The organism is Nocardia sp. NPDC058497 (genome assembly GCF_042720195.1).
Taxonomy (GTDB): Bacteria; Actinomycetota; Actinomycetes; order Mycobacteriales; family Mycobacteriaceae; genus Nocardia.
Genome location: NZ_JBHXMY010000152.1, coordinates 1 through 11,801, shown reverse-complemented (window position 1 = coordinate 11,801; position 11,801 = coordinate 1). Strand labels below are relative to the sequence as shown.

The 11,801-nt window shown below is 70.7% G+C and carries 9 protein-coding genes; 5 read left to right on the top strand and 4 right to left on the bottom strand.

Going from position 1 to position 11,801, the window contains the following annotated elements; translation table 11 throughout:
• Together ACFWPJ_RS13170 and ACFWPJ_RS13165 are read right to left on the bottom strand one after the other, a co-directional pair.
• On the bottom strand, positions 1-1,703 hold a 1,703-nt coding region (locus ACFWPJ_RS13170), incomplete at its 3' end, for a GNAT family N-acetyltransferase (RefSeq protein ID WP_378850522.1).
• Positions 1,696-2,937 carry an acetoin utilization protein AcuC gene (locus ACFWPJ_RS13165; RefSeq protein ID WP_378850519.1) on the bottom strand — a complete coding sequence of 414 codons (1,242 nt, stop codon included), beginning with the start codon at positions 2,935-2,937 and terminating at the stop codon, positions 1,696-1,698. The genes ACFWPJ_RS13165 and ACFWPJ_RS13170, both read right to left, overlap by 8 nt.
• A gap of 129 nt (positions 2,938-3,066) precedes the next feature.
• Between ACFWPJ_RS13165 and ACFWPJ_RS13160 the strand changes: the two genes are divergently transcribed.
• A complete protein-coding gene (locus ACFWPJ_RS13160; RefSeq protein WP_378850516.1) occupies positions 3,067-3,753 on the top strand; it encodes an iron dependent repressor, metal binding and dimerization domain protein in 687 nt (228 codons plus the stop codon).
• Between the two features lie 3 nt (positions 3,754-3,756).
• On the top strand, positions 3,757-4,737 hold the full coding sequence (galE, locus tag ACFWPJ_RS13155; protein ID WP_378850514.1) for a UDP-glucose 4-epimerase GalE: 981 nt from the start codon (positions 3,757-3,759) through the stop codon (positions 4,735-4,737).
• Positions 4,738-4,759: 22 nt separating this feature from the next.
• On the opposite strand, the gene ACFWPJ_RS13150 is transcribed toward galE, so the two are convergent.
• Both ACFWPJ_RS13150 and ACFWPJ_RS13145 read right to left on the bottom strand, forming a co-directional pair.
• Positions 4,760-5,926 (bottom strand): DUF4192 domain-containing protein, encoded by a 1,167-nt coding sequence (locus ACFWPJ_RS13150; RefSeq protein WP_378850511.1) that lies wholly within the window; start codon positions 5,924-5,926, stop codon positions 4,760-4,762.
• A 147-nt stretch (positions 5,927-6,073) separates the two neighbouring features.
• Positions 6,074-6,802 (bottom strand): sensor domain-containing protein, encoded by a 729-nt coding sequence (locus ACFWPJ_RS13145; RefSeq protein WP_378850508.1) that lies wholly within the window; start codon positions 6,800-6,802, stop codon positions 6,074-6,076.
• Positions 6,803-6,997: 195 nt separating this feature from the next.
• Between ACFWPJ_RS13145 and ACFWPJ_RS13140 the strand changes: the two genes are divergently transcribed.
• The 3 genes from ACFWPJ_RS13140 (at position 6,998) to ACFWPJ_RS13130 (ending at position 11,714) form a co-directional block, all read left to right on the top strand.
• Positions 6,998-7,942, top strand: coding sequence for a proteasome assembly chaperone family protein (locus tag ACFWPJ_RS13140; protein WP_378850505.1), 945 nt, complete (start codon positions 6,998-7,000; stop codon positions 7,940-7,942).
• Between the two features lie 53 nt (positions 7,943-7,995).
• Positions 7,996-10,494 carry a DEAD/DEAH box helicase gene (locus ACFWPJ_RS13135; protein WP_378850503.1) on the top strand — a complete coding sequence of 833 codons (2,499 nt, stop codon included), beginning with the start codon at positions 7,996-7,998 and terminating at the stop codon, positions 10,492-10,494.
• 104 nt (positions 10,495-10,598) lie between these two features.
• Positions 10,599-11,714: a type III PLP-dependent enzyme gene (locus ACFWPJ_RS13130; RefSeq protein ID WP_378850500.1), complete on the top strand. Its 1,116-nt coding sequence runs from the start codon at positions 10,599-10,601 to the stop codon at positions 11,712-11,714.
• Positions 11,715-11,801: the final 87 nt, after the last annotated feature.

The following is an 11,801-nucleotide window of genomic DNA, read 5'->3' as shown; positions in this document are numbered from 1 at the left end:
GTCTGCACGGCTGCCGGGTTGTGGGCGGGCGGCTCCTCGCGCCCCTGCGACTCGCGCAGGTCGCCCGGCGCGTGGCCGCGGCGGCGCTCGGTCGGCCGGGCGCCCGGCCCACGGTCGACGGCGGTCACCGGCCGGTGCACGCCCAGGCCCTCGCTGTGCGCGGCATCGATGGCCAGCCAGTTCAGCGCGGCACTGTTGCCGACCACCGCCACCCGAGGGCCTCGTGGCAGTGGCTGACAGGCCAGCAGCGCGGCGCAGTCGAACAGTTCGGAGATGGAGTCCACCTGGATGATCCCGGCCTGGGCGAACAGGTCACGCACCACCGTGCGATCCATGTCGGCGCCCGCGGCGAGCCTGCCGCTGCTCACCGCGACGATCGGCTTGCCCCGCGCCACCCGCCGGGCCAGCCGGGAGAACTTGCGCGGGTTACCGAAGCTCTCCAGGTACAGCAGGATCACCTCGGTATCGGCGGCGGTGTCCCAGAACTGCAGCAGATCGTTGCCGGAGACATCGGCGCGGTTGCCCGCCGAGACGAAGGTCGACAGGCCGAGGTTGCGGGCCGCGGCCTCGCCGAGAATCGCCGCGCCGAGCGGGCCGGACTGGCAGAAGAAGCCGATCCGGCCTCGCTCGGGCAGCACCGGCGCGAGGGTGGCGTTGAGGCCGACCGCGGGGTCGGTGTTGGCGATGCCGAGGGCGCTGGGGCCGACCACCCGCATTCCGTGACCGCGGGCCGCGGCGACCAGGTCGTCCTCGGCGGCCAGACCGGCCGCACCGGTCTCCCCGAAGCCCGCGGTCAGCACCACCAGGCCCTTCACGCCCTTGGCCATGCAGTCGTCGAGGACCGACCCGATCGCCGCCGGCGGCACGGCTACCACCGCCAGGTCTACCTCGTCGGGAATCTCGCGCACGGTGGCGTAGGCGCGCACACCCCGCACCGAGCGCCGGTTCGGGTTCACCGGGAAGACCGGCCCGCTGAACCCGCCGGCGAGCAGGTTCGCCAGCACCGCGCCGCCGACCCTGGTCCGCTCCGGCGACGCGCCGATCACCGCCACCGAACCGGGCGCGAGCAGATTGCCGACACTGCGTGCCTCCGAGGCGGCCTCGCGCGCGTCCCGGACCGTACGCAGCGCTTCGGTGGGGTCGATGGCGAACTCCAGGTGCACCTCGGCGCCGTCGCGGCTGCGCTGCAGCTGGTAGCCGGCGTCCCGGAACACCGTGATCATCGCCTCGTTCTCGGCGAGCACCTCCGCGACGAACGCGACCACCTCGTTCTCGGCCGCCGCGCCCGCGAGGTGTTCGAGCAGCACCGATCCCAGGCCGCGGCCCTGGTGCTCGTCGGCGACGACGAAGGCCACCTCGGCCGCGCGCGCGCCGGGCCGGTCGAGCAGCTCGTAGCGGGCCACGCCGATGATCGCGTCGCCGAGCAGCGCGACCAGTCCCACGCGGTCGTGATAGTCCACGTGGGTGGTGCGATACATGTCCTTCGGCGAGATCTGCGGGTACGGACCGAAATAGCGCAGATAGCGGGTGCGATCCGACAGCCCGGTGTGGAACGCGGCCAGCGACGCGGCGTCGGCGGGAATGATCGGGCGCACCCGGACCACACCGCCGTCGGCCGCGAGCACGTCGGCATACCAGTGTTGCGGTGGCGCAGGCGGATTCGCGGGCGTATCGGGGGTGTCGGGCAGCAAGGGCTCAGTCACGAGGATCCTCCGGGTCGAGGCCGAGCAGGCCGAAACTCGCCCGCCGGGTGGCGGTGATGGCGGTGTCGACCGCCCGCTGGGCACGGATCTGCCCGGCGTCGCCGATCTCGGGGGTGCCGCCGGGACCGTCCCACGGCCGGTAGCCGGTATCGCCCCCGTCGCCCATGCTCGTCGGCGGCCGCACGCGCGGGGACGCGGCGCGTACCTGGTCGATCCAGTCGGCCGGGACCGGCGTCTCCGGCGCCAGCGGCCGGTCCAGCGCCGCGGCGAGCAGATGGGTCCAGGCGCGTGGCACCACCCGCACCACGCCGTATCCGCCGCCGCCGATGGCCAGCCACCGGCCTTCGGCATGACGGTCGGCCAGATCGCGCATGGCCAGGAAGGCCGCGCGCTGGCCGTCCACGGTGAGTTCGAGATCGGCCAGCGGGTCTTCCCGATGGGTGTCCACCCCGCATTGGCTGACGATGATCTGCGGCCGGAACGCCGCTACCGCGCCGGGCACCACCGCGTGGAACCCGCGCAGCCACTGGGCATCCCGGGTGCCGGGAAGTAGCGGCAGGTTGATCGAGGTGCCCTCCGCCGCGCCGAGTCCGGTCTCCGTCGGCCAGCCGGTATTGGGCCACAGCGTCGCCGGGTGCTGGTGCAGCGAGATCGTGAGGACCCGCGGATCGGCGTAGAAGGCGCGCTGCACGCCGTCGCCGTGGTGGACGTCGACATCGAGGTAGGCGATGCGGTCGTACCCGTGATCGAGCAGCCACGAGATCGCGATCGCGGCATCGTTGTAGATGCAGAAGCCTGCCGCCGAATCCGGCATGGCGTGGTGCATTCCACCGGCGATGCTCACCGCCCGCCGGGTCCGTCCCGCCGCGATCTCCCTGGCCGCGGCGAGAGTGCCGCCCACGATGACCGAGGCCGCCTCGTGCATGTGCGGGAAGAGCGGATTGTCGGCGGTGCCCAGGCCGTACACGGTGTCCTCGGGCGTCGGCGGCCCGTCACCGGCCCGTCGCACCACCTCGATATAGGAGCTGCTGTGCACCCGCAGGAGGTCGGCCTCGGTCGCCGCGGCGGGCGCCAGCGGCTCGACACCGTCGAGGACACCCAGACTTTCGGCCAGCGACATGGTGAACTGCAAGCGCGCCGGTTTCATCGGATGCTCGGGACTCCAGGTGTAGCCGAGGAATCGCTCGGTCCACACGACGGTCCCGGACTCTGCGCTGCGCGACGGCGTGACCATGCTCGCCACGCTAGCCGGAAGCAGCGGGCCCCGTGTGGCGTTGCAATGCAGTAGAAATAGGGCCGCCGGTCCGGCGGGCGGACGGGCGTTCGCGCGTGGGTAGAATTCGTGCCGACGAAGGGGTAACAGGTGAAGGATCTGGTCGACACCACGGAGATGTATCTCCGTACCATCTACGACCTCGAGGAAGAGGGCGTGGTGCCGCTGCGGGCGCGCATCGCCGAGCGGCTCGAGCAGAGCGGTCCGACGGTGAGCCAGACGGTCGCGCGGATGGAACGCGACGGCCTGCTGCTCGTCGCCGGCGACCGCCATCTCGAGCTGACCGACAAGGGCCGCGCCATGGCTGTCGCGGTGATGCGCAAGCACCGGCTCGCCGAGCGGTTGCTGGTCGACATCATCGGCCTCGACTGGGAGAACGTGCACGCCGAGGCGTGCCGCTGGGAGCACGTGATGAGCGAGGAGGTGGAGCGGCGCCTGATCGAGGTGCTCAACCACCCGACCACCTCGCCCTACGGCAATCCCATCCCCGGCCTGGACGAGCTCGGCCTCGGCGATTCCCCCGCCGCCGAGGAGACGCTCGTCCGCCTGTCCGACCTGCCCAACGGCACGCTGCACGCCGTGGTGGTCCGCAGGCTGGCCGAGCACATCCAGACCGACCCGGAGGTCATCGGCAGGCTGCGCGAGGCGGGTGTGGTGCCCGACGCGCGTGTCACCGTGGAGACCAAGCCGGGTGCGGTGCTGATCACGGTGCCTGGTCATACCGGTTTCGAACTGTCCGAAGAGATGGCGCATGCCGTCCAGGTGAGGCTGGTCTGATTCGTGAAACTTCTGGTCACCGGCGGCGCCGGCTACGTGGGTGGCGTGTGCGCCGCCGTCCTGCTCGAGGAAGGCCACGAGGTGGTCGTCGTCGACGACCTCTCGACCGGTAACGCCGACGGTGTCCCCGCGGGCGCCCGGTTCGTCGACGGTGACATCGCGGTCGCCGCGCCGGAGCTGCTGCGTGCCGAATCCTTCGACGGTGTCCTGCATTTCGCGGCGCAGTCGCTGGTCGGCGAGTCGGTGGAGCGGCCGGAGAAGTACTGGCACGGCAATGTGGTGAAGACCCTCACGCTGCTCGAGGCGATCCGCGAGACCGCGACGCCGCGACTGGTGTTCTCCTCCACCGCCGCGGTGTACGGCGAGCCCGAGCAGGTGCCGATCACCGAGGACTCGCCCACGCGCCCCACCAATCCCTACGGCGCGAGCAAGCTGGCCATCGATCACGCCATCACCTCCTACGCGGTGGCGCACGGCCTGGCCGCGACGAGCCTGCGCTACTTCAACGTGGCGGGCGCCTACGGCGGTCTCGGCGAGAACCGGGTCGTGGAAACACATCTGATCCCCCTCGTGTTGCAGGTGGCGCTGGGCCACCGCAAGGCCATCTCCGTGTACGGCACCGACTGGCCGACGCCGGACGGTACGTGTGTGCGTGACTACATCCACATCCGCGATCTGGCACAGGCGCATCTGCTCGCGCTGTCCTCGTCGCAGCCGGGCAGCCACCGGATCCTCAATCTCGGTTCGGGCACGGGTTTCTCGGTGCGCGAGGTGATCTCGGCGTGTGAGCGGGTGACCGGCCTGCCGATCGAGGCGATCGACGCGCCGCGCCGCGCGGGCGATCCGGCGGTGCTCATCGCCTCGAGCGACCGCGCGATCGCCGAGCTGGGCTGGCAGCCTGAGCACAACGATCTCGACGAGATCGTCACCGACGCCTGGGATTTCCTGCGTTCGCTCGGCGACAAGGCACACAGCGCCCGCTGATCCGGCGGCGAGATCGGCGGCGTCACAGGTCGATCGGGCCGATGTCGACCCCGAGGTCCGCGGCGATCTGCCGACCGCAGTGGGCGAGTTTGCGCAGCCGTTCCGGGCGCAGACCGCTCTGCAGCGAGGTCTCCAGCAGCACCGCCATCGGATGGCCGGCATCGGCCTCCACCGCGGCGGTGAGGGCGACACCGGCGAACGGCCCGTCGCCGCGCACGTAGGCGCTGAATCCCAGCAGCGCCGCGGCTTCGGCGCGATCGGTGCCGGGTGTCGCCCGCGCGAGCTGGGCCCACAGCTGCTCGGCCGCCTCGGCGTGATCACCCAGCGCCAGGCCGTACATCGCGTCGCGGATCGGCCGGTCGCGCAGCGTGGCGGCCAGTCGCGCGAGTTCGCGGTCGGCCCGCGGCGCACCGGACGCCGTGTCGGCGATCTGCCACAGCACCCATTCCAGGCGGCGGCGCTGGAACGCCACGCCGTTCCCGGCGCGTATCGCGGCGGACAGCTCGCCGCGATATCGCGCCACCTCGGGGCCGAGCCGGGCCGAAACCTGCGCGCACAGCTGCCGGTCGGGCACGACCAGGGCCGTCAGCTCGCTGCGTGAGCGGCGGATCTGCCTGCCGTCGAGCACGTGCGACAGCGCGACCAGGGAGGCCGCCGGGTCACCGACGACACCGCCGCCGGCCCGGTCGAACAGGCTGCGAAACCGCGCGCCCGCCACGATCGCGGGCGCCGACCAGGCCCCGCGTACCGCGATTCCCGCCGCGCCGAGCGCATCGAGCAGTGCCACGTCGCGCAGCGCCCCTGGCACACCGGATAGCGCACGGTCGTCGACGAAGATCGCCAGCACTCCGGTCGCCTGTTCGCGCACACAGATCGACCCCACACACGCGGTGAACTGGTCGATGCGCCGCGGATCGCAGACCCCGTCCAGATCGAAACGCACGACTGCTTCGATCGCGGCGGTGCCGCCGCGTCCCGGCCCGTGCAGGATAGCGACGACGAGCGAACGTTCGGGAACGAAGCCGAGCATCGCGGGCAGCGCGGCGATCAGCTCGCCGGGGTCCTGCACCCGCAGGGGCGGCTGTGGCAGGTCGGCGGGGTAGGCGGGGGTCGATTCGGCGCAGGTGAGCGCTCGGGGAAAGGGTCCGGTGCGCTTGGCGCGGCGGGTGGAGTTCGTCGACGGTGTCATGGCTCCACCGTGCCCGCCGCCTACTCCGGCGCCCGACGCGCGACCTGGGCTTTCTCCCGCCCTGTTGACAATGCCGCGGCTGTGGAACGATCCCGGTCCGAGCGATGCCGCCACACCGAATCTGTCACCGCCGCGTGGTAGACGCCCTCAGCTGCCGCGCACGCCGCGGACGGCGGTCGCGAACATCTCCTCGACGGCGGCGCCGTCGGGCTGCCCGGCGCCGAAGGTCATCGACGTCACCGTGATCCGCACGTCACCGATCTGCCCGATCGAGGTCTGCATCGTCTGCGTCAGCCCGGCCCCGCCCACATCGGGAATCACGGTGCGCCGCAACGACACCGCGTCGTCGGCGCCGGCCGGGACGGTCTTGTCGAGCACGGTCGTGACGGTCGACTCCGCCCCAGCCCGGCCGACGCGGATCTGCTCGCACCCACCGAGCCGGTCCCGCAGCCGCGCGAACTGTTCCGCGGTCCTGGACACCTCGACGGTCAGCGTCGCGCGGCTCGCGTCGTCGGAACCGACCATGACGGCCGCCGGTTCGGCGTCCGCCTCGGGGTCGGGCGGTGTGCAGGTGGCCGGGCTGACGGTGGCGCCCGCCCCGACCCCGTCGAGATCACCGGCGGCAGCGGCCGCCGCCTGCGGTGGCAGCACCACCGCCGGATACCGGGCCGGGAACTGCTGCGGAGCGGGCAGCAGATCGGCCAGCGCGCCGTCGATGTGCCGTACCGCCAGCGCGCTCTCGGCGACCGGCGTCCCGCTGATGCTCTGCCCGCACCCGGCCAGCGCCACGACCGAGACCACCGCCGCACAGCCGAGCACCCGCCGCGTCCGGGCGCGCGGGCCCGTACCGGTCGGTGTCGTTTCCGCCACGTTCACACCACCCACTGTGCCCCACCGGGCCGATCCGGGAGCCGCCGCCACGCCGCGCGGGAATGTCGAGGCAGCGGCGGCTGTTGTGCAGCAGGACGAGCCGTCCTCCGGCCGTGTGCGATGCGTCTGCTCGCGTGGGGGACAATGGAGAACGCCTCCCCCGCCGCGAGCGTTGGTGGACCGCGCAGGAAGGAGTACGCGATGGATGATCAGTCGCACATGTACGAGCTGGAGTTCCCGGCACCGCAGCTGTCGTCGGACGACGGTGCGGGCCCCGTGCTGGTGCACGGCCTCGAGGGTTTCACCGACGCCGGTCATGCCGTGCGCCTGGCGACCACCCATCTGCGCGAGAGTCTCGAATCCGAGCTCGTCGCCTCCTTCGACGTCGACGAGCTGCTCGACTACCGCTCGCGCCGTCCGCTGATGACGTTCAAGACCGATCATTTCTCCGACTACGCCGAGCCCGAGCTGAACCTGTGGGCCCTGCGCGACACGGCGGGCACCCCGTTCCTGCTGCTGGCAGGCCTGGAACCGGACCTGCGCTGGGAGAAGTTCACCACCGCGGTGCGGCTGCTGGCCGAACAGCTCGGGGTGCGGCGCATGATCGGCCTGTCCGCGATCCCGATGGCGATCCCGCACACCCGCCCGCTCGGCGTGACCGCGCACTCCTCGGATCGCTCGCTGATCGGCGAGCACCAGCGCTGGCCCGGTGAGCTGCAGGTGCCGGGCAGCGCGTCCTCGCTGCTCGAGTTCCGGCTGGCCCAGCACGGGCACGAGTCGCTCGGGTTCTCCGTGCACGTGCCGCATTACCTGGCCCAGACCGACTACCCCGAGGCCGCGCAGACCCTGCTGGAGAACGTCGCCGACAACACGGGCCTGGAACTGCCGCTGGCGGCGCTGGGCGAGGCCGCGGCGCGCGTGCGCGAGCAGGTCGCCGAGCACATCGCGGGCAACGAGGAGGTCGAGACGGTCGTCACGGCGCTGGAACGCCAGTACGACAGCTTCGTCACCGCCCAGGAACGCCAGTCCAGCCTGCTGGCCGGTGACGGCGAACTGCCCAGCGGCGAGGAGCTCGGCGCGGAGTTCGAGCGCTTCCTGGCCGAACAGGGCGGTTACGACGACACCTCCGGCGACGGCAAGGCCTGAACTGCTCAGGTCTGACGAGGGCTACGCCCGCCGCGCCCACTAGGGTGGTCGGAGTGGATCTGACCGACCTGCTCGAAATTCCCGGGACCGACGCCGACGCGCTCTACGAGTCGTTCGCGGCGTGGGCCGACGAGCAGGGCACCACCCTGTATCCGGCGCAGGACGAGGCGCTGATGGAGCTGGCCTCGGGGTCCAATGTCATCCTGGCCACCCCGACCGGTTCCGGGAAGTCCCTCGTCGCGGTCGGCGCGCACCTGTTCGCGATGGCCAACGGGCAGCGCAGCTACTACACCGCGCCCATCAAGGCGCTGGTGAGCGAGAAGTTCTTCGCGCTGTGCGAGGTGTTCGGCGCCGAGAACGTCGGCATGGTCACCGGCGACGCCGCCGTCAACGCCGACGCCCCGATCATCTGCGCGACCGCGGAGATCCTGGCGAATCTGGCGCTGCGCGAGGGCGCGGCCGCCGAGGTCGGCCAGGTCGTCATGGACGAGTTCCACTTCTACGCCGACCCCGATCGCGGCTGGGCCTGGCAGGTGCCGATCATCGAACTGCCGCGCGCGCAGTTCCTGCTGATGTCGGCGACGCTGGGCGAGGTCGACTTCTTCGCGACCGATCTCGAACGCCGCACCGGCCGCTCGACCACGGTGGTCGCGGGCACCGAACGCCCTGTCCCGCTGATGTTCTCGTACGTGCGCACCCCCATCACCGAGACCATCGAAGAGCTGGTGACCACCAACCAGGCACCGGTGTATGTCGTGCACTTCACCCAGGCCGCCGCGCTGGAGCGCGCGCAGGCACTGACCAGCGTGAATTTCGCCACCCGCGCGGAGAAGGACGCGATCGCCGCCGCCATCGGCGAGTTCCGCTTCGCCGCGGGCTTCGGCAAGACCCTGTCCCGGCTGATCCGGCACGGCATCGGCGTGCACCACGCGGGCATGCTGCCCAAATACCGCAGGCTCGTGGAGAAACTGGCCCAGGACGGGCTGCTCAAGGTGGTGTGCGGCACAGACACCCTCGGCGTCGGCATCAACGTGCCGATCCGCACGGTGCTGCTGACCGGGCTCACCAAGTACGACGGTGTGCGCACCCGCAGGCTCAAGGCACGCGAGTTCCACCAGATCGCCGGACGCGCGGGCCGCGCCGGCTACGACACCATGGGCACCGTGGTCGTGCAGGCGCCCGAACACGAGGTGGAGAACGCGCGCCTGATCGCCAAGGCGGGCGACGACCCGAAGAAGCAGCGAAAAGTCCAGCGCCGCAAGCCGCCCGAGGGTTTCGTGTCCTGGAGCGAAGAGACCTTCGACCGTCTGGTCTCCGCCCAGCCCGAGCCGATGGTGTCGCGCTTCACGGTGACCAACGCCATGCTGCTCAACGTGATCGCCCGCCCCGGCAATGTCTTCGCCGCGATGCGGCACCTGCTCGAGGACAACCACGAGCCGCGCGCCGCCCAGCGCAAGCACATCCTGCGCGCGATCCGGCTCTACCGCGCCCTGCGCGATGCCGGTGTGGTGCAGCAACTCTCCGAACCCGACGCCAAGGGCCGGATGGCCCGGCTCACCGTCGACCTGCAACGTGATTTCGCTCTCGACCAGCCGCTGTCGCCGTTCGCGCTGGCCGCCTTCGAGCTGCTCGATCGCGAGAACCCCACCTACACACTGGACGTCGTCTCGCTGATCGAGGCGACCCTGGAGGACCCGCGCCAGCTGCTGATGGCCCAGCAGCACAAGGCCCGCGGCGCCGCGGTGGCCGAGATGAAGGCCGACGGCATCGAATACGAGGAGCGGATGGAGCTCCTGGAAGAGGTCACCTGGCCCAAGCCCCTGGCGGAGCTGATCGACCCCGCGTTCGAGACCTACCGGGCCGGGCATCCGTGGGTCTCCGAATTCGCGCCGTCACCGAAATCGGTGGTGCGCGACATGATCGAGCGCGCGATGACCTTCGCCGAACTCATCTCGTTCTACGAACTCGCCCGCTCCGAGGGCGTGGTCCTGCGCTACCTCGCCGACGCCTACCGCGCACTGCGCCGTACAGTGCCGGACGCGGCCCGCACCGAGGAACTCGACGACCTCACCGAATGGCTCGGTGAGCTGATCCGCCAGGTGGATTCGAGCCTGCTCGACGAATGGGAGCAGCTCACCAACCCCGGCGCGGAGAACGACACCGAACAGATCGCGTTCGGGGCGGAGTCGGTGCGCCCGATCTCGGCCAACGAGCGAGCCTTCCGGGTGATGGTGCGCAACGCCATGTTCCGCCGGGTCGAGCTCGCCGCCAGGCAACGCTGGTACGACCTGGAGGAGCTCAGCCCGGGCCCCGACTGGGCCGAGGACTTCGCGCCCTACTTCGAGGAGTACGCCTCGATCGGCACCGGCCCCGACGCACGCGGCCCCCAGCTGTTCCAGGTGGAGCAGCGACCCGGCTTCTGGCATGTGCGCCAGGTGCTCGACGACCCCGCGGGCGACCACGGCTGGGCATTGGCGGCCATCGTCGATCTGGAGGAGTCCGACGCCGCGGGTGAAGTGGTGTTCGACGAGGTCACGGTAGCGGCGGGCTGATCAATACCCGTTCGCTATCACGGAAAATGACGAATGTTTGACGGATTCGTTGTTGGGTAGGCGCCGCTGATAGTCTCTCCCGGCCGCCGACCGAAAGTTCAACTATGCCCGAATCCCCGTACCTTGTCATCTACCCCGACCGGGTACGTGCCAATTACCGAGCTCTCGCAGCCGCCGTGTCGGCGCGGCGCACCCGGGGCACCCGGATCAGGTACGCGGTGAAGGCGGCACCGGTCGACGAGTTGCTGACGCTGCTCGACGCCGAGGGCGCGGAGTTCGACGTCGCCAGCATCGGCGAGATCGACCAGGCCGTGCGCCTGGGCATCGACCCGGGCAAGCTCTGCTACGGCAACCCCATCAAGAAGAGCGCGCATATCGCGCGCGCCTTCGCCCTCGGTGTGCGCCGCTACGCCTTCGACACCGAAGACGACCTGCTGCGCATCGCCGAGCACGCCCCCGGTTCCGAGGTCGAGTGCCGGTTCCTGTCCTCGGCGCCGGAGTCGCGGACCCCGTTCGGCACCAAGTTCGGGTGCGCGCCCGCCGAGGCGCTGCGGCTGCTGGTGCGCGCCCGCGATCTGGGTCTGGTGGTGGGCGGCCCGTACTTCCACGTCGGCTCCCAGCAGCTGGACCCCGCCGCCTGGCGGATCGGTATCCGGCAGGCCGGTGAGATCGTGACGGCGTTGGCGGACAAGGACATTCACGTCACCGCGGTCAATGTGGGCGGCGGTCTGCCGATCTCCTACGCCGACGCGGCTCCCGAACTCGACGCGATCGCCGCCGCCATGACCGGCGCGGCCGCGGAGTTCCTGCCCGAATCCACCGGCCTGGTCGTCGAACCCGGCCGTGCGCTGGTGGGTAACGCGGGCACCATTCACGCCGAGGTCGTCGGCGTGCGTTTCGCGCCGGATGGCCGGCGCTGGGTGTATCTCGACATCGGCCGGTACAACGGTATGGCCGAGACGGAGAACGAGTACATCGCCTACCGTTTCGTCACCGATCGCGACGGCGATCCGGTCGGCGAGGCGGTGGTCGCGGGTCCGACCTGCGACGGCGACGATGTACTGTATCAACGCACGAAGGTCCTTCTGCCGACCACGTTGCGAGCCGGTGATCAGATCCAGATCCTCGACACCGGCGCCTATACCGCGAGTTATTCGTCGGTGTCCTTCAATGGTTTTCCGCCCTTGACCGTTCATGTCTCGGGCGCTGAGCGAGAGTGAGTTTGCCCATGACGGCGGAATTCACCGGCTGGCACGTGCTGGCCGAGTTCGGTGGTGTCGACACAGACCTGTGTGACTATCTCGAAC